At 35.8% G+C, this 22,250-nt stretch carries 17 protein-coding genes and 1 pseudogene; 16 read left to right on the forward strand and 2 right to left on the reverse strand.

From position 1 onward, the window contains the following. The first annotated feature begins 2 nt into the window (after positions 1–2). From AB3H93_RS01420 to AB3H93_RS01475, 12 genes and pseudogenes are all read left to right on the forward strand, one after another. Complete coding sequence (locus AB3H93_RS01420) at positions 3–593, forward strand: ABC-three component system middle component 1 (RefSeq protein WP_096708408.1); 591 nt, start codon at positions 3–5, stop codon at positions 591–593. Further along, a complete protein-coding gene (locus AB3H93_RS01425) occupies positions 583–3,696 on the forward strand; it encodes an AAA family ATPase (protein ID WP_368020009.1) in 3,114 nt (1,037 codons plus the stop codon). The genes AB3H93_RS01420 and AB3H93_RS01425 overlap by 11 nt, the downstream gene beginning before the upstream one ends. A 353-nt stretch (positions 3,697–4,049) precedes the next feature. Next, positions 4,050–4,238 (forward strand): annotated as a pseudogene (locus AB3H93_RS01430) (transposase); the annotation flags it as partial. A gap of 254 nt (positions 4,239–4,492) precedes the next feature. Continuing rightward, positions 4,493–5,224, forward strand: coding sequence for a GntR family transcriptional regulator (locus AB3H93_RS01435; RefSeq protein WP_010719963.1), 732 nt, complete (start codon positions 4,493–4,495; stop codon positions 5,222–5,224). Positions 5,225–5,236: 12 nt separating this feature from the next. Then, on the forward strand, positions 5,237–6,409 hold the full coding sequence (locus AB3H93_RS01440) for an SIS domain-containing protein (protein WP_010738369.1): 1,173 nt from the start codon (positions 5,237–5,239) through the stop codon (positions 6,407–6,409). 22 nt (positions 6,410–6,431) lie between these two features. Beyond that, positions 6,432–7,439, forward strand: a complete 1,008-nt coding sequence (gene lacD, locus AB3H93_RS01445; RefSeq protein ID WP_368020010.1) for a tagatose-bisphosphate aldolase — start codon at positions 6,432–6,434, stop codon at positions 7,437–7,439. Positions 7,440–7,450: 11 nt separating this feature from the next. Beyond that, positions 7,451–8,389 (forward strand): hexose kinase, encoded by a 939-nt coding sequence (locus AB3H93_RS01450; RefSeq protein ID WP_368020011.1) that lies wholly within the window; start codon positions 7,451–7,453, stop codon positions 8,387–8,389. 834 nt (positions 8,390–9,223) lie between these two features. Then, complete coding sequence (locus AB3H93_RS01455; RefSeq protein WP_368020012.1) at positions 9,224–11,002, forward strand: beta-galactosidase family protein; 1,779 nt, start codon at positions 9,224–9,226, stop codon at positions 11,000–11,002. Between the two features lie 3 nt (positions 11,003–11,005). Continuing rightward, positions 11,006–11,485, forward strand: a complete 480-nt coding sequence (locus AB3H93_RS01460) for a PTS system mannose/fructose/N-acetylgalactosamine-transporter subunit IIB (protein WP_010719958.1) — start codon at positions 11,006–11,008, stop codon at positions 11,483–11,485. Between the two features lie 12 nt (positions 11,486–11,497). Next, positions 11,498–12,394, forward strand: coding sequence for a PTS sugar transporter subunit IIC (locus AB3H93_RS01465; RefSeq protein WP_010719957.1), 897 nt, complete (start codon positions 11,498–11,500; stop codon positions 12,392–12,394). Then, entirely contained in the window at positions 12,381–13,190 is an 810-nt protein-coding gene (locus AB3H93_RS01470) for a PTS system mannose/fructose/sorbose family transporter subunit IID (RefSeq protein WP_010719956.1), read from the forward strand. The genes AB3H93_RS01465 and AB3H93_RS01470 overlap by 14 nt, the downstream gene beginning before the upstream one ends. A 37-nt stretch (positions 13,191–13,227) precedes the next feature. Next, entirely contained in the window at positions 13,228–13,632 is a 405-nt protein-coding gene (locus AB3H93_RS01475) for a PTS sugar transporter subunit IIA (protein WP_010719955.1), read from the forward strand. Positions 13,633–14,000: 368 nt separating this feature from the next. Here AB3H93_RS01475 and AB3H93_RS01480 read toward each other — a convergent pair whose 3' ends face one another. After that, positions 14,001–14,936, reverse strand: coding sequence for a response regulator transcription factor (locus AB3H93_RS01480; protein WP_368020013.1), 936 nt, complete (start codon positions 14,934–14,936; stop codon positions 14,001–14,003). A gap of 271 nt (positions 14,937–15,207) precedes the next feature. Between AB3H93_RS01480 and ptcA the strand changes: the two genes are divergently transcribed. The 3 genes from ptcA to aguA all read left to right on the forward strand — a co-directional run bounded on the left by ptcA (position 15,208) and on the right by aguA (position 18,933). Then, positions 15,208–16,227, forward strand: coding sequence for a putrescine carbamoyltransferase (gene ptcA / locus AB3H93_RS01485; protein WP_034866258.1), 1,020 nt, complete (start codon positions 15,208–15,210; stop codon positions 16,225–16,227). Positions 16,228–16,463: 236 nt separating this feature from the next. Next, on the forward strand, positions 16,464–17,882 hold the full coding sequence (locus AB3H93_RS01490; RefSeq protein WP_034866259.1) for an APC family permease: 1,419 nt from the start codon (positions 16,464–16,466) through the stop codon (positions 17,880–17,882). Further along, positions 17,836–18,933, forward strand: a complete 1,098-nt coding sequence (aguA, locus tag AB3H93_RS01495; protein WP_368020014.1) for an agmatine deiminase — start codon at positions 17,836–17,838, stop codon at positions 18,931–18,933. Before AB3H93_RS01490 ends, aguA begins: the two co-directional genes overlap by 47 nt. Positions 18,934–19,413: 480 nt before the next feature. Here aguA and AB3H93_RS01500 read toward each other — a convergent pair whose 3' ends face one another. Beyond that, entirely contained in the window at positions 19,414–20,244 is an 831-nt protein-coding gene (locus AB3H93_RS01500; protein WP_010719950.1) for a MerR family transcriptional regulator, read from the reverse strand. A gap of 82 nt (positions 20,245–20,326) precedes the next feature. Here AB3H93_RS01500 and AB3H93_RS01505 point away from each other — a divergent pair, with 82 nt between their 5' ends. Then, positions 20,327–22,162, forward strand: a complete 1,836-nt coding sequence (locus AB3H93_RS01505; RefSeq protein WP_368020015.1) for an ATP-binding cassette domain-containing protein — start codon at positions 20,327–20,329, stop codon at positions 22,160–22,162. Positions 22,163–22,250: the final 88 nt, after the last annotated feature.

A 22,250-nucleotide genomic window follows, 5' to 3' on the forward strand; every position in this document is an offset into this window, starting at 1 on the left:
CAATGGTAGAGATATTAAAAGAAATCACTACGTATGAAATAATAGAAAAAACGACGGGATTGACCTGTTACACGTACCAACAAGCAAACGAAAAGTATCGAATCCATTTTTTTTGTTATGTATTTGATAATCAAGATGAGTTATTAGCCAACTATGAAGAAATCAACGATCAGATTGCCTACAGTTTTCAAAGTCAATTAAAAAGGAAGATTGAACGATGGAATATTTATTTTTTTCTTTTTGTCAAAGCCAAAGTAGCGAAGCCAATCAAAGCCAGTATTGAACAAGACAAGTATGCAACCAGAAAGGTGATCGTGGATAATTTTCGAGAATTTGCTACTAATGATGCGCAAAAAGAAGCACAAAAAGAAGCACAAAAAAATAAAATTCAAAAAAGATTATTATTGAATCTGGAACAGACAAAACCAGTAAAGAAACTGGCTAAGGATGAGCGGCAAAATGATGAGAAAATCATCCATTTGTTAGCAGAATTAAAAACGATGGCTAAAAAAGAGAAAAAAGCACGAATACAAGAGTATATAAAACATGAGCTGTCAAATCTTAACGTAAAGGAAGGAACCGATGAGTCTTAAATTGAAAGGGATAAAAATTGATTCGTTTCGAGCATTTGAAAGGCAAAAATATTTTGATTGTGTGAATCCTGTTTTTAATGAAATATCAAATTTGATTGTTTTGTATGCGCCAAATGGAACCGGAAAAACCTCTTTTTTTGATGCCATCGAATGGAGCTTGACTGGCGAAATCAGTCGACTGAATGAAAATAAAAATGTCCGTGATATCGCCTCCCAAGAGCGAAAGTATATTTTAAAGAACAAATATTCCTCGTCCGAAGTGGGCAGTGTGGAACTAGCATTTGATGATGGCAGTTTTTATGCATTAACAACGAAAAAGTTAAATGGAAAGCAAACAACGGATTACGTTGAAGGGAATGAGACCAAAAAAACGGTTGATTTAACAGCGAAAGAATTAAAGATTTTACGACAAAAAAATTTATTGACACACAATCAAATCGATGCTTTTTTGCGATCACAAAGTGCCGAAGGAAGATATGATGCTTTAAGTAATTTTTGGGACAAAGAAAATGTATCTGAGGATTATAAAAATCTAGTCTTATTCGTCAACGAAATGAATAAAGTATTAGGACAACAAGAAACTAAAATGAATCAGCTAACAAATGAGATTGAAAAACTCGAAAGTAATGCAAAAATATGGCAAACAATCAACCAGCTGAAAGAAAATTATGCCAAGTTAAACGGAAAGAATAGTAAAAAAGATCCATTGTTAAAGAATCAATTAGGTTTACAAGAATTGTATATCGAATCGAACAAATTAAAAAGCAATAATCAAATAAAATTGAACCAGTTAGAAGAGGAGCGACAGCAGCTAGAAAATTTAATCACAATGATCCAAGAGTATCGACAAATACCGCAGCAGATCGAATGGTCTGAAAAGCAGGTTGCTGATGTCAACGAAAAGTTAGCCCATTTGACAGAAATTGAGACAATCGAAGAAAAAAAGAAAGCACTGTTTGACGAAAAAATAGACTTGAGCAACCATCTCAAGCGTTGTAACTTTCTTATCAATCATGAAGCAGATTTTCAGGCACAAGAAATGGCTGAACAAAACAGTAATAGAGAAATCAATGAATGGATCAATCAACGAAAAAAATGTGAACAAGCATTGATTACTTTACAAAAGGAGCATCAAGAGCAAGAAGTAACATTAAGTGAGTGTCAAAATAAACGAGCGTTGCGGACGAATCAATTAACAGAAATCAAAGAATTAAACAGTTATTCCGATGTTAAAGCGAAAAGACAATTACTTGATCATGAAATCAAACAACAGAAAAAGAAAAAAATAGAGTTGGAAGCCAAGTTAGGTAAGATAAAGCTAACGTTGACAAAATTGTTTTCATTAGTAAACTTAGACGATCATCAGTTAAGCCAAAAAGACTATTCAAAAGAACCTGATTATTCATTTTTGTTGGAACAGATAAGCCAACTTGATGACATTTGGCAAGAAAGAAAAAAATTGGAAGTTGATTTAGCACAAAAGAAGAAGGAACGTTCCTCTTTAGAAGTTCTGGGCAGTCAGTTAGAACAGTTGAAAAAATTAGGTTATTCTATCGTAACGGATACGTCTTCGTCTGTCTGTCCATTATGTCTCCATGATCATCAAGAATTTCAACATATCATCCAAAAAATTGAAGCTAGTACGGCAGATCTTTTACCGATTGAGCAACTGACGAAGGAAATTAGCCACTTAGAAGGAATGATCGATGAATCAACTAGGCGGTTAACTGATGTAGTTTCTGGAGTAAAACAACAGATTCAGATACAAATAACGATTAAGGAAACTGAAATCAACCAACTTGACCACGACCTGTTACAAGTAACCTTAAAATTAAAACAACAAGAAGAAGCGTATTTAACCAATGAGAAACACTGGCACAAGTTAAATGAATACAGCCAAAAATATGGGATTGAATGTGAAAAAATTGCTGAAGAAACCCAGAAAAGAGTAAAGTCACTACAGGAGGAATTGGTAAAATTAACGAATGAATACCAAAATATCAAAGAAAAAATCAATCAAAATGAACAGCTGAATGTCAAGAATACTCATACACTCAAAACGATCGAATTACATTATCAACAAGCAAAAAAAAGCTTAAATGATCTAAAAGGAAACGAACAGTATCAATATTATCAGCAAGAACAGGCGTTTTATGAAGCACTTGGTATTTCTGTTATCTCTGATTTTAAAAGGCAATGTAAACGCGAGTTAGAAAAAATCAATGAACAAGAAACCAAGCTTATTGCTGAAAAAGAACAACGACTAGAACAAGTAAATGGGAAAAGTAAAACAGAATTAGTAGAAGAACAACGAATCCAAGCAGAGCAGATTCGGCAGCTCGTTGTACGGAGGAAATATATCGAAAAGATATCTTATCAACTGTTTGACCAAGTAATCATTGCACCAGAAGAATTGGAAAAAAATAAGCAAAAGTTGACTACAGCTATTTACAAATTAAATGAAAAAAATCAACTGTTGGGTCAACTATCTGGGCTTACCAGTGATTTTATCTCTGAAACAGGTATCGAAGAGAAAAGAAGCGAACAAGCAAAAGTAAAAAAAATCTATGACCACTTAAGTAGCAAAGTACAAGAACTAAAAGAATTAAAAGACAGTAAATTAACCGAGATCAAAAAGCAAATCAAAAGTACATTTAACTTAGATACCGTCAATCAGATTTTTCAAATGATCGAACCTCACCCTGATTTTCGTAAGATTAGTTTTAAAATCAATGAAGCAAATCCCGATAAATTAGGACTGGATATTATGTGCAAACGAACAGAGGATGAAGAGGATGCCCCGATTTTATATCTAAGTTCTGCCCAAGTAAATATATTGTCTTTAAGTATTTTTCTAGGAACCGCTCTAGAGAATACAGACAAAGTGAATACGATTTTCATGGATGATCCAATCCAACACTTAGATAGTCTTAATGAATTATCCTTTATTGATCTATTAAGAATCCTTGCATTTAAGCTAGGAACACAGATCATCTTTTCCACCCATAACCGCCAGTTTTTTGACTTATGTCAGAGAAAATTAGATGCCAATTACCATAATGCCAGTTTTATCGAAATGAATTATACAGAGAATCAGTTGTAACAAATTTAGTTAGTCAGAAAAAGTGAAAAAGTGAAAAAGGGAGCTCTTTGATGAGAGCTGAGGTTAGCTGAAAGATTCAGAGTATAAAACAAAAATTGCCGACAGAAGTTAAAAAAGAGACGGATAGAGAATCAATCCCAACGAATAAGGGATTGATTCTTTTTTTCTAGATTAAATACAGATAGAAAGAATATATAGATTGGATGGAGAGTTGTACTACCTATACGAAAGCAGAAACTTTTTTAGATTCTACACTTTTTGATATTGGCGAAATTCGCCAATATTTTTTTATGATTTAAACGGTATAGAAAAGACATCATTCACTATTTGGGGGCTATTTAACCAGAGAAACCGAAACCTATACGACAACTTTGCGAACATTTAGAAAGTTTCTGACACAGATCCGAAATGCCCTCTGCTACAATTACTCAAACGGATTACTAGAATGTTTAAACAAGCCTATCAAAGTATTTAAACGAAATTTTTATCATTTCAAACGGCGAATTTTGATTCGTCACGATAAAACTTTTTTAAGCAAATAAACATACTAAGATTAGTAGGTTTCTATTTCCTATTTTTTTCAACTGGTATCAGATTTCAGCACTTATGACTGTTATTTTCGCTAGGAACAATTTCTTAAAAATGGATAGTTTTATTATTTCAATAAAATAATTATTGCTAAATCAACGATTTAAGACGGTTGTAGAATTTTTTTCAGATTGTTTGTTGACAAAAATAAAAAAACCATCTTACCATTAGTTTGTGGTTATAACCAGTTTAAAAGAAGGAGAAACCTATGGGAAATTCTTTTAAAAACAAAGCTTTGTATCATCAGTTGGTAGATTTACTTAAAAATCAGATGGAAAGTAACATGATACCCCATGATAAATTACCCTCTGAACGAGAATTAACTGCTCAATACGGAGTTAGTCGGACAACGGTTCGATTAGCTTTGAAAGAGTTGGAAAATACAGGTTATATTTATCGGAGACATGGAAAAGGAACATTTGTATCCGATATCAAAAAGAACGTAGCAGATTTAGCAGGAACTTATAGCTTTACTGAACAAATGAAAAGTTTAGGTAGAACTGCTGAGACGCGGATCTTAGCTTTTGAAAAAATTGAAGCGGACAAATTTATTGCAAAACAATTGAATCTTTCATTAGGAGAAGTAGTCTTCAAATTAAGTCGATTGCGGATAGCTGATCGGGAACCGCTTATGATCGAAGATACCTATTTGCCAGTCAAATTTTTCTTATCATTAAATGATCAGCTTTTAAGAAGCAAACCTCTATATGATCTTTTTTCCGAGGATTTTAATCAGACCGTTCGATTGGCAGATGAAGAGCTATATGCAAGTGTTGCCTCAAAGGAAGATGCGAAACAGCTGATAATCTCAGAAGGGGCACCTGTCCTTCATTTAGCACGTCAAACCTATAATATGAAAAATGAAATTATCGAATTTACTTTAAGTGTCGCCCGTGCGGATCAATTTCATTATCAGATCCGCCATATTCGAAATAGTTAGGAGAATCGAAACATGTTTACAGTAGGAAAAGAAAAACTGGATCAGCTGGGTGCTGAGATCACGACTCGCGAAATACGCCAACAGCCTGAACTTTGGGAAGAAACCCTTGATCACTATCAAACAGTTCAAAAGGAATTAGATAATTTTCTTGCAATAGTTAAAGAAAAGGCAAATGGTCAGCGAACACGTGTAATCTTCACTGGTGCAGGAACATCTCAATATGTAGGAGACACATTAGTTCCTTATTTGCGCAAGAACGGTGATCGCCAAGCATTTAGCTTTGAAAGTATTGGAACGACTGATATTGTCGCAGAACCTGAAGAGTATTTAATTAAAGAAGAACCAACTTTACTTGTATCATTTGCGAGGAGTGGAAACAGTCCTGAAAGCTTGGCAGCAGTTGAAATTGCAAATCAGGTGGTTGATACGATCTATCATTTATCAATTACGTGTGCTGTAGAAGGAAAACTAGCTCAAATTAGTCAATCCGATTCCAATAGTTTTTTATTCTTGATGCCAGCACGTTCCAATGATAGTGGCTTTGCTATGACTGGTAGCTTTTCCTGCATGACTTTAGGAGCTTTGTTGACATTCGATCAAACAGTATTAGTGAAGAAACAACAATACCTGAAGGTTTTAAATAATTTAGGAAATGAAGTAATTACCCGAGTAAATGAAATTGAAAAAATCGTTCAGCTTGATTTTGAACGCATTGTTTATGTTGGTTCAGGAAGTCTAGCTGGATTAACAAGGGAAGCGCAATTGAAGATTCTGGAATTGACAGCCGGAAAAATTGCTACCATCTTTGATTCATCAATGGGCTTTCGCCATGGTCCAAAGTCGTTTATTAATCAAAAAACAATCATGTTCGGTTTTGTTAATAATAATCCTTACACGCGTGATTACGACTTGGATGTCTTAGAAGAAGTGCGTGGAGATGAAATCGCTTCCGGAGTGTTCGCCATTACTCAACCAGGGCAACGGAATTTCACTGGCGATAAATTCGAGTTTACAACTGAGGCCGAATTACTGCCAGATGGCTATTTAGCACTAAGCTATATCATGGTTGCCCAAATAGTCGCTTTGTTATCATCGATTAAAGTGAATAATAAACCAGATACACCGTCACCAACAGGAACAGTTAACCGAGTTGTAAAAGGTGTAACGATTCACAAATATAAGTAAAAATAAACTGGGAGGAAGAACCATGATTACATTAACCAGAGGAAAAAAAGCAGCAATGGATCGTTTATCGACAAAAGATGGTATTATCAGTGCCTTAGCGATTGATCAACGCGGAGCATTAAAAAAAATGATCAAAGCCTTAAATGTAGAATTAAACGATGAACAGATTGAGCGTTTCAAGGAGTTAGTTTCTAGTGAATTAACCCCTTATGCATCTTCTATTTTATTGGACCCAGAATATGGTCTTCCTGCTGCAAGTGCACGACATGAAGATGCTGGTTTGTTGTTGGCCTATGAAAAAACCGGCTATGATGTAACAACACCAGGACGCTTGCCTGATTTATTAGCAGATTGGTCAGTTTTACGATTAAAAGAGCAAGGAGCCGATTCGATTAAGTTTCTACTTTATTATGACGTAGATGAAGATCCGGAAATCAATCATCAGAAGCATGTCTTCGTAGAACGTTTAGGTAGCGAGTGTGCCGAAGAAGATTTGCCATTCTATTTAGAATTGCTATCATATGATACCCAAATTTCAGATGTTCATTCACTTGAATATGCCAAAGTAAAACCGCATAAAGTCAATAGCATGATGAAGGAATTTTCGAAACCACAGTACAAAGTAGATGTTTTAAAGGTAGAAGTTCCTGTCAATATGAATTTTGTAGAGGGTTTCAGTACAGATGAAGTAGCGTATACCAAAGAGGAGGCGGCAAAGTACTTCTTTGAACAAAGTCAAGCGACAGATTTGCCTTTTATTTTCTTGAGTGCCGGTGTTTCTACGAAGTTATTCCAACAAACATTGTTTTTTGCTAAAAATTCAGGTTCGACCTTTAATGGTGTGCTTTGTGGTAGAGCTACTTGGAAAAATGGTGTGAAGCCGTTTATCAAATCTGGTGAAGAATCTGCTCGTGCCTGGCTGAAAAGTGAAGGTCGTGAAAATATCGAAAGCTTGAACAACGTTTTGGCACAAACAGCCAGTTCTTGGTATGACAAAGTCCAAGTTGAAAAAGAAGCAGCTGTGAACTAGGAGGAGAGCTCGTGATAGTAACTGTAACGATGAACCCGTCAATTGATATTTCCTATCCGCTTGCTTCCTTGAATGTGGATACTGTCAATCGAACAGATCAAGTTAGTAAAACAGCAGGTGGAAAAGGACTTAATGTAACCCGAGTAATCCATGATCTAAAGGGGGATGTACTCGCTACAGGAGTTCTCGGTGGGTTTCATGGGACGTTTATTGCAGATGAATTAAAGCATGCCGGTATTAAGCAGAAATTTACAGAGATCAAAGAAGAAAGCCGAGATTCAATCGCTATTTTGCATGAAGGAAATCAAACTGAGATTTTGGAAGCGGGACCAACATTTTCCTATGAAGAACAGCAGAATTTCCTAGAAAACTTCAAGGAGCTAATAAAAAAAGCAAAGATTGTCACAATCTCAGGTAGTCTTGCAAAAGGATTCCCATCAAATTTTTACCAAACGTTGGTCCAATTGACAGAAGAGCAGTCTGCAAAGGTTCTTGTCGACACCTCTGGAGAAAGCTTGCATCAGGTTTTAGCTGGCAAACAGAAGCCATTTTTAATCAAACCAAATCTTGAGGAATTATCGACACTACTGGGACATTCATTTTCGATTGATCGATTAGAAGAAGTCCAGGAAGAATTGATTCAACCTATCTTCGCAGGTATTGAATGGATCATTGTTTCTCTAGGAAAAGCTGGAGCTCTCGCAAAACATAAAGATTGTTTTTATCGAGTTACGCTCCCTACGATAAAAGCAGTCAACCCAGTTGGTTCAGGAGATGCTACAGTCGCTGGATTTGCCTACGGCCTATCACAAGAAATGGATGAAATAGAACTTTTGAAGTTTTGTATGGCTACTGGTATGGCTAATGCACAAGAAGGACAAACAGGTCATGTTTCACCGATGAATATTCAATCGCATATTGAAAAAATAACTGCAAAAAAGATTGAGTGAGAAAATCGATCTAGATAAAATCAATGATTTTTTGAGACCAACTCAATTTGGTAGAAGTTCCATTTTTTGTAGGATTCAACGTACTCCAGTAGTTGTTGTGAACCTCTACGTTTCATCACTCGGACTTGCAGAACGGTCGGTTCATCGGTAAGAATCTTTAATAATTTCGCAACATTTAAAGGAGTTGGAAATATAATTTTATTTGTTTCCGTAAAATCTTCCTCATTCATGTGGATATTGTAGTCTTGTTTAAAGCGCTGATAGCTGGAATTGTAATAACACAATTCTTGACAATTAGGATCCACATATTGTTCGGGCAAATAAGTTTGCTGATAGATATATGCAGTTTTTTAGTTTTTCGTAAATGTCTGATGCAATCATAAAATGCTAAGGCTGGCAGTTCAAGCTTGTTTAAATAGTGTGGATCATTCCCTCGAGTGATTGATAAAACTTGGACTTGATCATTACTGATAGTGAATAATTCAATGTCAGAAAACTAGACCAGTTTTTCTTTACGTGAAACAAATGAGTCACGACCTTGATGACGAATTATGAATCCATCCTTTATTCATTCAGGGAGCGAATGACTGTAATAGAGCTTACGTTAAAAATTTATATTAATTCTGCTTCTGTATAAAGTTTATTGCCATTTTGGGATGTCTAAATTAACCCTTCAAACAACATCAAAGAATTAAACTTTTCGTTAGAGTCTTTGGTTTTGTATGTATAATTTGATTTTAACACGTTCTGTTATGTTGGATAGGGTTGACTTTCTATTTCAAATTATTTGATATATCAATATATTGAAAACGCTTTTATTTAAGGAGGGAGCTTTTGAACACATTTGAGATTAAAGAAGATTTTCTTCTAAACGGTAAGCCCTTTAAGATACTCTCAGGAGCTATCCACTATTTTAGAGTGGATTCAGCCGATTGGTATCACTCGTTATATAATCTGAAAGCATTGGGATTTAATACAGTTGAAACTTATGTACCATGGAATCTACATGAACCTAAAAAAGGAGATTTCCATTTTGAGGGAATTTTGGACTTAGAACATTTTTTGTCCATTGCTGAGGAATTAGGACTATACGCGATTGTTAGACCATCTCCATATATTTGTGCAGAATGGGAGTTTGGTGGTTTTCCTGCTTGGTTACTTAATGACGGAACTCGGATCCGAACAAATGAAACCGTTTATTTGAACCATGTGGCAGATTATTATGATGTTTTAATAAAAAAAATCGTGCCACATCAGCTGACAAATGGTGGAAATATTTTAATGATTCAAATTGAGAATGAATACGGTTCTTATGGAGAAGAAAAAGACTATTTACGTTCGATACGTGATTTAATGTTGGACAGAGGAATAACAGTGCCATTTTTCACTTCGGATGGACCATGGCGAGCGACACTCAGAGCAGGCAGCATGATTGATGAAGATATTTTAGTTACTGGAAATTTTGGTTCAAAGGCTGAAGAAAATTTTTCTTCAATGGAAGCTTTCTTCAATGAGCATGGGAAAAACTGGCCTTTAATGTGTATGGAATTTTGGGATGGTTGGTTTAATCGTTGGAAGGAACCGATTGTACAACGTGATGCAAAAGAATTAGCTGAGGCAATCAAAGAGGTCGTGCTGAGAGGAAGTATTAACCTGTATATGTTCCATGGAGGAACAAATTTTGGATTTATGAATGGTTGCTCAGCTAGAGGAGTGATTGATTTGCCACAGATTACTTCTTATGATTACGGAGCACCCTTAGACGAGCAAGGAAATCCAACCGAAAAATATTATACAATCCAGACAATGATTCATGAAACGTTCCCTGATATCCAACAAATGGAACCTTTGACAAAAGACACAATGGAAATGAAAGATATTCCATTAATTGATAAAGTCAGTTTATTTTCAACATTAGATACAATTAGTCAATCAGTAAAAATGAAATATCCAGAAACGATGGAAATGTTAGGACAAAATACAGGTTATATTCTGTATCGCACCTCAATAAAAAAAGATGCAGAACATGAAAGACTGAGAGTAATCGATGGAAGAGACCGTAGCCAACTATTTTTAAATCAAAAACTGCAAGCTACACAATATCAGACAGAAATTGGTGAAGATATCATTGTTCCAATGCCTCAGGAAGACAATCAATTAGATATTCTAATTGAAAATATGGGGCGTGTTAATTATGGTCATAAATTATTAGCCGATACACAAAAAAAGGGAATTCGTACAGGGGTCATGGCTGATCTACATTTTATCACTGATTGGAATCAGTATTGTTTACCACTAGAGTCATGTGAGAAAGTTGATTTTTCAAAGGAATGGCATCCTAACCAGCCAAGTTTTTATCGCTATGAAGTAACACTTGATGAAGTGGAGGATAGCTTCATTGATCTGTCAAAATTTGGGAAAGGTGTTGTATTTGTTAATCAGACCAATATTGGACGTTTTTGGGAAGTTGGGCCAACACTTTCGCTATATATTCCGAAAAGCTTATTTAAAAAAGGAAACAATGAAATAGTGATTTTTGAAACAGAAGGAACTTTCCAACCAGAGATCCAATTAGTAAAAGCACCACTATATAAAGAAATGAAAGAAGGATAAACAATGAGTATTATCGGAGTAAGAATTGATGGACGTTTAATTCATGGACAAGTAGCCAACTTATGGACAACCAAGTTGAACATCACACGGATTATGGTTGTAGATGATGAAGTTGCAAAAAATGATATTGAAAAAAGTGGATTAAAGCTGGCAACTCCACCAGGAGTTAAATTAAGTGTATTGCCGATTGAAAAAGCTGCTAATAATATTTTAGCAGGAAAATATGATTCTCAACGATTATTGATTATTGCTCGGGAGCCGGATCGTTTATTGAAGTTGGTAGAATTAGGAGTCCCAATTGAAGAAATTAATGTTGGGAATATGTCACAGACAAATGAAACACGGTCCATTACTAAATCAATCAATGTGGTTGATCAAGATGTAGAAGTATTTAACAAATTACAGGCTAAAGGTGTTCGCTTAGTAGCGCAGATGGTTCCAAGTGATAAAGCAGAAAATTTTATGGCTTTATTAGCGAAATAGGAGGATAAATAAATGGATATCTTATGGTGGCAGATCTTATTATTAACATTATACGCAGGGTATCAAATTTTAGATGAGTTACAAATTTATTCATCGCTGAGTGCACCCGTTTTTGCCGGATTATTTGCTGGTCTAGTGATGGGGGATCTAAAAGCAGGACTTATTATTGGTGGTAGTATGCAATTGACTGTACTTGGTGTTGGTACCTTTGGGGGTGCATCAAAAATTGATGCCAACTCTGGAACGATTTTAGCGACAGCTTTCTCAGTAGCGCTAGGAATGAACCCAGAGCAAGCAATTGCCGTAATTGCGGTACCAGTAGCTAGCTTGATGATTCAATTAGATATATTAGCCCGTTTTGCGAATACGTATTTTGCACATCGCATTGATAAATTAGTTGAAGATATGAACTATAAAGGGATCGAACGTAATTTCTTAATGGGAGCCCTCTCTTGGTCACTTTCTCGTATGATTCCCGTTTTTCTAGCATTAGCATTTGGAGGAGGACTAGTAGAACAAGTGGTAGCCGTGCTAAATGGTGATTTGAAGTGGTTAGGCGATGGATTATCAGTAGCTGGAGCAGTTTTACCAGCTGTCGGTTTTGCTATTCTACTACGTTACTTGCCAGTTAAAAAGCATTTCCCTTACCTAATTTTAGGATTTACATTAACGGCATTACTAGGAACCGTCTTTACTAACATGCAGGTTTTAGGAACGGGTGTTGCAGGAGTTGTGAAGAATTTCGAAGGAATATTTAATTCACTTCCAATGTTAGCAATTGCACTAGTTGGATTTTCTTTAGCAGCCATCAGTTACAAAAATGGACAGCTGATACCACATTCGCCAGCCCCTAAAGATGTTACATCGAATGATTCAGATGAAGGAGAGATTGAAGATGACGAAATCTAATTATAAGTTAACGAAGGAAGACTTTAAGCAGATCAATCGCAGAAGCTTGTTTACTTTCCAATTAGGCTGGAACTATGAACGGATGCAAGGATCAGGCTATCTTTATACAATTCTGCCGCAATTACGCAAGCTTTATGGTGATAATTCTCCTGAATTAAAAGAAATGATGAAAACTCATACACAATTCTTTAATACATCAAACTTCTTCAATACTATCGTTACCGGGATTGACTTGGCTATTGAGGAAAAGGAAGGTATTGATGGTAAAGACACTGTCTCAGGTTTAAAAGCTGGGTTGATGGGGCCTTTTGCAGCAATTGGTGATTCGATTTTCGCAGCGTTAATTCCAACAATTTTTGGAGCCTTAGCAGCCAATATGGCAATTAATGGCAACCCAACTGGAATTTTTATTTGGATTATCGCACAAATCGCTGTTATGATTTTCCGTTGGAAACAATTAGAATTTGCTTATCGTGAAGGAATCTCTTTAGTTACCACGATGCAACATCGCTTAACTGCCTTGACAGATGCTGCAACTTTGTTAGGGGTCTTCATGGTTGGAGCGTTGGTCGCTACCATGATTAATGTAAAATTGTCTTGGGCACCAAGTATTGGTGATGTGACGTTAAACATGCAAAACAACCTGGATATGATTTTACCACGATTATTACCAGCCGGTATCGTTGCAGCAATTTATTGGATGCTTGGCAAAAAGAATATGACTTCTACTAAGGCAATTTTCATAGTATTAGTGGTTTGTGTAGCATTATCAGCTTTAGGCGTGATTTCAAAATAAGTCAGGCTGATTCCAATTAGTAATGAGGAGTGGTTCAATGGGAAAACAATTAGTTTTAATTAGTCATGGACTTTTCTGTGAAGAATTGAAAAAAAGTACAGAAATGATAATGGGGCCTCAGGAAAGTATTCACACAGTAAGCCTTCTTCCTTCTGAATCAGCGGAAGATTTTCGTGAAAAGTTTGAAACAGTAATTGCCAATTTAGATGATTTCGTAGTATTAGCAGATTTAATGGGTGGCACTCCGTGTAATGTAGTTTCAAAAATAATTCTCGAGGGTCAAGTAATTGACTTATACGCAGGCATGAACATGCCAATGGTGATTGACTTCATTAACAGTCAATTAATTGGAACAGAACTTTCATTAATCGAATCTGCTACAAGTAACATTTGTTATGTGAATGGACGGATTTTCAGTGATGACGATGATGAAGATGAGTAAGATAAAATATATGAGTGATGAAGCCAAAGAAATATTTCGCTGATCAGACTATAGATAAAAGACATTTCAAACTTGTAATTTGAGTTTGGAATGTCTTTTTATCTAGTTTTGTTCAAAATTTTGGACAAAAAAGAGACCCTTTGTCAAATGATGTTGGTAAAGAGAAATTCTAGAATGATTGGTGAAAGATTGAGAAAAAAGTGTTCAGCATCAAAATTTTTTGAAGATGCCGCTTTTGTCTCATTCTCCATTTTTTTATTTTATGATTAACCGCATAAAAAAGTGGGACATTAATTAGATTTTTTCTGATTAATGTCCCAGACTCGTCTACAGACTGAGAACTTGGAAGGGATACTTTCAGGACTTTTTTAAACGGTTGACTCAATGGCTTCTTTATACTTTTCAAAAAGGGGGATAATTTGCGTGCGCTTTTTAATGTCAAGTTTAATAAAAATATTGTGGACATGAGTTTTAACCGTTCCTAATGAGAGAAAGAGCTGGTCAGCAATTTCCTGATTGGTTCGATGTGACAGTAGCAATATAAAAATTTCCGTTTCTCGTTGAGTAAACTGGTGATCCTGACAAAAGTCTTGAATCAAGAGAGAGGTGTCTTGCTTTTGTGTTTTTTCTTTCTGAGGTTGATATTTTTTGATAAAGAAGTGCAGTAATAAAACACATATAACAATCGAAAAAATATCCTCTGAGACACTACGATTATAAATTTTTGTCACTAAGGAGCTATATTGATCGACATTGAAAATCACGAAACTATCTTCAATAATGATCAAAATACTAAAGAAGAGATTGATGAACATCAATTGCTTTAAATAGTGTTTGTTCAGCAAAGGTATATCCTTTTTTGTTCCTCGCCAACAATAAATTCCTAGGTAAAACAGGAAGAGTTGATTGCCCAGATAATAGAGCCAGACTTTAAAGGCTGAATTATCCATCAATGGGATGGTAATCATCCAAGCAGCCAAAGCAAGCAGTAAAGCATAATGGAGAGGGGAAAGTTTTTCTTTTTGTAGTTCGGCAAGAATAGAAATGGAAAAAAAGGCGTTTCCCATAAAAATAATCGTTTTAACTGCTGGCGCACTCATAAATGCTTGATCATAACTTTGTGCAAAGGAATTGAGGAACTCCGTCATATAAATAATCGTGTTATCAAAAATGAAGAATGCCAAATACAAACTGATCCAGAGAAATAAGTTGTTTTTTTCTTTTAAGTAAGCATAAATAGCAAAAGTCATCGTGATTGAATATAGAATGATCAATAGAATGTTGTAAACAAAAATAGCTATCATATTGAATCCCCTTTCATTTTTTTCCTTACCTCAAATTTCTTATTTTAATTATAACACCGATTTTTTTATCTTTACTTTTAATTCCTATAAACTTCCTTCTAAACTTTTGTAAACCCTTGGAAAATAACTGGTTTATATCCAAAAATAAACCAGCCTGTAGCACGTATAGATCGACAATGATAACGTTTACAACTAATAGCTTATCGTAAACTCTCACTTTTTTTCCTAAAGTGAAGATGCAAAGCAAACAAATTACTTAGGAGGTTTCATTATGGGAAAAAAAGATTTTATTACAACTGAAAATTACACGAAGGAAGAGATCCAACAAATTGTTGACCTGTCATTGAAAATCAAAGCGGCCATCAAGAATGGTTTTTATCCTCCTTTGCTAAAGAACAAAGTGTTAGGGATGATCTTCCAACAGTCTTCTACCAGAACGCGGGTTTCGTTTGAAACAGCAATGACACAATTAGGGGGGCACGCAGAATATCTAGCACCAGGGCAAATTCAATTGGGTGGTCATGAAACGATAGAAGACACGAGCCGAGTTCTTTCTCGTTTAGTTGATATTTTGATGGCTCGTGTGGAACGTCATCATAGTGTGTATGACTTAGCAACGAATGCCACGATCCCAGTTATTAACGGGATGTCTGACTTCAACCACCCAACGCAAGAAATTGGCGATCTTTGCACCATGATCGAACATCTTCCAGCAGGCAAAAAAATTGAAGACTGCAAGGTTTCCTTTATTGGAGATGCCACACAAGTCTGTTTCTCTTTAGGATTGATTGCAACAAAAATGGGAATGGAATTCGTTCAATTTGGACCAGAAGGGTTCCAGTTAAACGAAGACCATCGCGCACGACTAGACGCAATTTGCAAAGATTCTGGCGGCTCCTATACGATATCCGATCAAATCGATGTTATCGAAGGTTCGGATTTTGTTTATACAGATGTTTGGTATGGACTGTATGAAGCTGAACTATCAGAAGAGGAACGCATGCGTATTTTTTATCCTAAATACCAAGTGAATACGGACCTGATGAAACGTGCTGGGGAACAAGCGAAATTTATGCACTGCTTGCCTGCCACTCGTGGGGAAGAAGTCACAGATGAAGTCATGGATGGACCGAACTCGATCTGTTTTGATGAAGCAGAAAATCGGTTGACTTCGATTCGCGGTCTCTTAGTGTACTTGATGCGGGATTATGCGGAAAAAAATCCAATCGATGAGACCAAAAAAGCAGCGGCTAAAAAAGACTTGGAAGCTTTGCTAGGTGAAACATTTTAGACGCAAGAGATGAGGAAAGGAAATAATCTGCGTATCATGACGATGCGTGAGGATTGTCTCTGTTCTAGAGGAGGGGCTAACGATCTGAAAATCGATTCTTTCTAGCAGAAACTTGATCTCACATTAATGCAGCTTTTATGCCGCACCAGGATTCATGTGAGATGAGTCCGCAGGTTACAAGAATCGTTCAATCGCTGGTCCAACCTTATTCCCTTGTACCGGAAAGGAAGAAAACAATGGGAGAAAAGAAAAAATTTAGTTTGATGAGTGCTATATTATCTGTTATTTGTGTTGTATTTGTGGCAGAAGCGGCTGCACCGGTAGCAGCAATCGGAAATTCACAATTTTTTTGGTGGATCTTTTTATTGATTGCATTCCTTTTGCCGTATGGATTGATCTCGTCAGAGTTAGGAACAACTTATATCGGTGATGGCGGTATCTATGATTGGGTGACACAAGCCTTCGGACATCGCTGGGGATCTCGCGTTTCTTGGTATTACTGGATCAATTATCCACTGTGGTTAGCTTCTCTAGCAGTAGTCTGCCCTGATTTATTGATGACGATCACAGGAAGCGAATTTTCAACAGCGGCTGCTATCGTGATCGAACTGATCTTTATATGGATCATCGTTTGGATTAGTTTTTATCCGGTCAGTGACAGCGTGTGGATTTTGAATGGAGCAGCTGTCATCAAAATGCTGCTGGCAATCTTGATCGGTGGCTTAGGTCTCTATACTGCGCTTACTAAAGGTGTGGCGAATGAGTTTACTCTTTCTTCCATGCTGCCAAGTTTCAATTTAAATAGTTTGTCCTTTATTTCAGTAATCATTTTTAACTTATTAGGATTCGAAGTGATTTGTACATTCGCGAATGATATGGAAAATCCTAAAAAGCAAATCCCTCAATCGATCATTGCCGGTGGACTGGTGATTGCAGCCATTTACATTTTTTCTGCATTCGGGATAGGTGTAGCAATTCCTACGGATCAGATTAGTACAGGCAGCGGATTGATGGATAGTTTTAAGTTATTGACAGGATCAACAGGCGGCTGGTTCATTATTTCGATGGCCTTTTTATTCTTACTGACATTGTTTGGCAATATGATTTCTTGGTCGTTAGGGGTTAACAATACTGCTTGTTATGCAGCCGAAAATGACGATATGCCGAAAGTATTTGCCAAACGCAGCAAAAAAAACGGCATGCCTACTGGTGCGGCGATTATGAATGGTATTGTTGCTTCTATCGTTGTCATCATCGCACCAATTTTACCAAATCAAGATTTATTTTGGGCATTTTTCTCGTTGAACCTAGTAATGTTCCTACTATCATATGTACCTGTTTTTCCTGCGTTTTATAAATTGCGCAAAATCGATCCAGAAACACCTCGACCTTTCAAGGTGAGCGGCAGCGACTTGTTCTTGAAGGTATTAGTCGCACTACCGATGATCATGATCGTGATCTCATTGATTTTCACAGCGATTCCTTTGCAGTTTGATGCTGAATCGCTGAGTCAGCAATTACCAATCACGATTGGAGCAATTATATTTGCCCTCGTTGGTGAAATCATTATCTGGATCAAAAAAATCAAAAAAGAAGGAGTGCTGTATCATGGCAAAGCGAATCGAAAAGACCACACCGAAACAAGACGGGTTTAGAATGCCTGGAGAGTTTGAACCACAAGAGAAAGTTTGGATGATTTGGCCAGAGCGTCCAGATAACTGGCGTGATGGAGGCAAACCAGCTCAAGAAGCATTTGCCGAAGTTGCAAAAGCGATCAGCAAATTCACGCCAATGAATGTGGTCGTGTCGCAACAGCAATATCAAAACTGCCGTCGTCAATTGCCTGCCGACATCACTGTCTATGAAATGTCGAACAACGATGCTTGGATTCGTGACTGTGGGCCTAGCTTTGTCATCAACGACAATGGTGAATTACGAGGCAATGACTGGGGATTCAATGCTTGGGGCGGATTAGTCGATGGCTTGTATTTCCCTTGGGATCAAGACGATTTGATTGCACAAAAGATCTGTGAAATCGAGCACGTGGATTCGTATCGAACGGAGGATTTTATTTTAGAAGGGGGCTCCTTTCATGTTGATGGAGAAGGCACTGTTTTAACGACTGAGATGTGTTTATTGAGTGAAGGTCGGAATCCTCATATGACAAAAGAAGAGATCGAACAAAAATTATGTGACTACTTAAACTGTGAGAAAGTACTTTGGTTAGGTGACGGGATCGATCCGGAAGAAACCAATGGGCATGTGGATGATGTGGCATGTTTTGTTCGTCCCGGAGAAGTGGCTTGTATCTATACTGAAGATAAAAACAGCCCATTTTATGAAGCGGCTCAAGCTGCTTACAAGCGTTTGAATGAAATGACCGATGCCAAAGGTCGCAAATTAAAAGTTCATAAGCTTTGTTGCCCAGTAGAGAATGTCACGATCAATGGGGATTTCAAGATCGATTACGTAGAAGGAACGATACCACGTGAAGATGGCGACATTTGTATTGCTTCTTATATGAATTTTCTGATCACGAACAACGGTGTGATCGTTCCTCAGTATGGAGATAAAAATGATGAGCTGGCACTTGAGGAAATAGCAGAATTCTTTCCAGATAAAGAAGTCGTAGGCGTAAATACAGTTGAGATCGTATACGGTGGTGGAAATATTCACTGTATCACACAACAACAACCGCAAAGATAGGTGGAGGCTTATCTCAAAAATTGTCATCGCATTGGGTGGAATTTTAGGCGACGCTGCTCATGAACAACTGACCAAAGCCCAAAGCAGCAAATTCGATTACTGATCTGATCAATGACGGCCGTTTATTCGTTTTTAGAGATACTAGAAGAGACTGAGACAACTTTTGTCCCAATCTCACTATACTTGATTATAAAAAATAGTGGGTAAGATATTCCGTCGAATATCTTACCCACTAATCTTAGTATGTTTTTTTTGTTTCATTGTCTATCATTAGCTGACGATCAGCTTGGTGATTCAACCATTAGAGGAAGCCAGATGTGGGTGAGATCTTTTCATAGTTTTCCCAAACCCATAAAAATCTCCTAGGTACCTTTTAAGTATATTTTAAAACAATAATGCATATATATACAAATTGAATCATTTTTTAAGAGGTTGTTTTAAGAAGGGGAAATAAGGAACTTTCTTAGTTTCAGTAAACGATTAATTCTTTTTTACAGGTATCAAGATTTCAAATACACGTTTTTCAGGAATCGTGGTAGTAATTTCATCTTGCCATAATATTTTCCAAAAAAATCTTTCTGGAATAAATTTATTTTTTTGAAAATAGTTCAGTAGTTTCTGATTGATTTCTTGCTTATTATAATTTGAATCCTCTATGAAGAAAGAGACATATGTTCCATTCGATCTGGTTATAATTTTCTCTGCGTCGTAAAGATGGCTTTGTTCCTTGTTTATTTTAATTAGTGACCTAAAAGGAGTTTTTTGAATGTCAGAAAAAATAGAATCTTCTACTAAAAAATTTATAGGATAGCCATTAAATAAATCTTTTTGATCTAAGGATAAATAAAAATCACTATAACTAGATAAAGAATCGATGGAGTCGTAGTAATGAGAATGCATTAAATCAGAACAAATAAAAGATTCTTCTTCTCTATAAGAATGAGTAATTATATCAAAATTTATATTTTTCAATGTTGTATACCGATCGATATAATTTTCTAAAAACGTCTGCATATGTTTTAAGTCATTGATTTTTTCATCTAAAATTTCTTTTCGCTTTTTAAATTCTGTCAGCGTGTCATCCATGTTTCGATTATCGAGAAAATATTTAATCTGTTCTAAAGGTACATCAAGAAATTTCAAGGTTAGTATAACGTCTAATTCAAAGCATTGGTCACAAGTATAATATCTATAACCATGAGTAGATATTTTTTTTGGTTTGAATAAATCAATTTGATCATAATAAATTAAGGTTCTTCTACTTAAATTGACGTATTTTGCAAATTCACTGATTGTTAAATAATTATTCATAATTACCTCCTTGAATATAACGTAACGTTACAGTTTATTCTAGCAGAGCAATAACCCAAATTCGTTATAAAAGGAGATTCTTATGTTAAGTTTAATCGAAATAAAAAAAGTATTTGGAAATGAAATAGTATTGAATCATTTATCAGGAGATTTCCAAAAAGGCCTCAATTTTATTTACGGTCCATCGGGTAGTGGGAAGACAACGCTATTAAATATCATTAGTGGTATGGATCAAAATTTTGAAGGAGATGTTTATTTTAACAATCAGTCGATGAAACGTTTTACGAAAAAAGAACTATCCGACTATTATTACAATTCAATCGGTTTTATCTGGCAAGATTACCAATTGATAGAATACTTAAGTGTAGAATGTAACATTGATTTAGTTCTAAGCCTATCGAACTTAAATAAAGCAGAACGAAAAATGAAAGTAGCAAAGGTATTAGAGGAACTAGGAATATCTGGATTAGCTAAAATGAAAGTGGCAAAATTATCTGGCGGACAAAAACAACGAGTAGCGATAGCTAGAGCATTAGTAAAAGATCCAGAAATAATCATAGCAGATGAACCAACTAAAGCATTAGATCTTTTAGCTGCTAATAAAATAATGACGGAGCTAAAAAAAATCGCTAAAGAAAGAATAGTGATAATAGTCACTCATGATAAAGGTTTAATTGAAAAAGACGCAAATGTCTATAGCATGGAGCAAGGACAACTAAAATTAGTAGGCCAAAGTAAACAACACTCAAAAGATGACGGGAAAAACAATCGATTGAAAAAACCTCCTTATTTATCTTTAAAAAATTGTATCTCTCAATCTTTTAACATTCTAAAAGGCGCATCCATATATTCTATATTAACGATTATTTTACTCATACTTTCTTCCTTTTTTATGTTGATTAATTTGAGTGGGGAAATAAAAGAAAAACAAGATGATAATTTTAGCCGTCTCGTTAAAGAAAGAGGAGAGACGATCAAAGATATTTCTTTGTCAAAAGAATCGACAGGTGGTGGTCCTTCTGGTTCTCTAAAACAAGATACTTCAGGAGCAGTAGATTTATTAAAAGATGATCCCAGAGTAGATTTTGTGGCACCCTTGGAAATAGTGGGTGATTTGAAACTAAACGTAGGAGATTTGATTAAAAATTATGAAGTGAAGGATAGCTTTAACTTGCCTGCAATTACGAAATTGATAGCTGGAAGATATCCTTCAATTGGAGAAATAGAAGTGGCTGTTCCTAAACGGTTACTGGATTTACTAGGTCTAAAACCCACCGACGTAATCGGGAAAAACTTAAATATGACAGGGCTTATAGACGTAAATCCAAAGATTGGAAGCAACGAGATTACAGGATCAAAGGTTTCATTAAATGATGTAAAAGTAGTGGGAGTCATTGAAAATAATCCTAAAGGTGGAGCAATTACCAGCACTTTAGGAAGACGTGACGGGAAACTAACGGATGGCCCGTTGTTGTTTAGTGTAGAAGCTATCAAAAAAATGCGTCAACAAGCAGGCATTGAGAAATCGATAAGTTATAACGTAAGAGCAAAAACATTAGATGATATTTTACCTATCGTGAATAAACTACAACAATCAGGTTTACAACCTTCTGGAGATTTTAGCATGATTGAAGATATGCTCCGATTGAGAAAGAAAAATGAGGAGCAAGGGGTTACCATCAGTTTGATATTCTTTCTATTGTCACTAACAATTAGTATTGTTCTGGCTTTGTTCAATTTTTATATAAAGAAAAGTGAATTTCGTTTTTTCAAATTCAATGGTTTCAGTAATAAAAATATTTTAAGTTTAATCATTTCAGAATACTTTATACTTGGAATAATGTCTTCTCTTCTATTTCTGATAACTTTCCCAATGCTTAGTCTTTTAAGTCAAAAATTATTTAGTATATATATATAGTATCTACTAATAACTTAGTTTTGGTATTGTTGCTGCCATTTGTCCAATCAATAATAATCAGTATCCTATCCTACTTATTATTTCTTAA

Origin of the sequence: Enterococcus sp. C74, assembly GCF_040887125.1 — a bacterium.
Taxonomy (GTDB): domain Bacteria; phylum Bacillota; class Bacilli; order Lactobacillales; family Enterococcaceae; genus Enterococcus_B; species Enterococcus_B hirae.

Coding starts and splice junctions, on each gene's coding strand:
- AB3H93_RS01490 (WP_034866259.1), top strand. CDS start 16,464: ATGGGAGAAAAGAAAAAATTTAGTTTGATGAGTGCTATATTATCTGTT.
- AB3H93_RS01420 (WP_096708408.1), top strand. CDS start 3: ATGGTAGAGATATTAAAAGAAATCACTACGTATGAAATAATAGAAAAA.
- AB3H93_RS01425 (WP_368020009.1), top strand. CDS start 583: ATGAGTCTTAAATTGAAAGGGATAAAAATTGATTCGTTTCGAGCATTT.
- AB3H93_RS01475 (WP_010719955.1), top strand. CDS start 13,228: ATGGGAAAACAATTAGTTTTAATTAGTCATGGACTTTTCTGTGAAGAA.
- ptcA (WP_034866258.1), top strand. CDS start 15,208: ATGGGAAAAAAAGATTTTATTACAACTGAAAATTACACGAAGGAAGAG.
- AB3H93_RS01440 (WP_010738369.1), top strand. CDS start 5,237: ATGTTTACAGTAGGAAAAGAAAAACTGGATCAGCTGGGTGCTGAGATC.
- AB3H93_RS01470 (WP_010719956.1), top strand. CDS start 12,381: ATGACGAAATCTAATTATAAGTTAACGAAGGAAGACTTTAAGCAGATC.
- AB3H93_RS01505 (WP_368020015.1), top strand. CDS start 20,327: ATGTTAAGTTTAATCGAAATAAAAAAAGTATTTGGAAATGAAATAGTA.
- AB3H93_RS01480 (WP_368020013.1), bottom strand. CDS start 14,936: ATGATAGCTATTTTTGTTTACAACATTCTATTGATCATTCTATATTCA.
- AB3H93_RS01460 (WP_010719958.1), top strand. CDS start 11,006: ATGAGTATTATCGGAGTAAGAATTGATGGACGTTTAATTCATGGACAA.
- AB3H93_RS01500 (WP_010719950.1), bottom strand. CDS start 20,244: ATGAATAATTATTTAACAATCAGTGAATTTGCAAAATACGTCAATTTA.
- lacD (WP_368020010.1), top strand. CDS start 6,432: ATGATTACATTAACCAGAGGAAAAAAAGCAGCAATGGATCGTTTATCG.
- AB3H93_RS01465 (WP_010719957.1), top strand. CDS start 11,498: ATGGATATCTTATGGTGGCAGATCTTATTATTAACATTATACGCAGGG.
- AB3H93_RS01435 (WP_010719963.1), top strand. CDS start 4,493: ATGGGAAATTCTTTTAAAAACAAAGCTTTGTATCATCAGTTGGTAGAT.
- aguA (WP_368020014.1), top strand. CDS start 17,836: ATGGCAAAGCGAATCGAAAAGACCACACCGAAACAAGACGGGTTTAGA.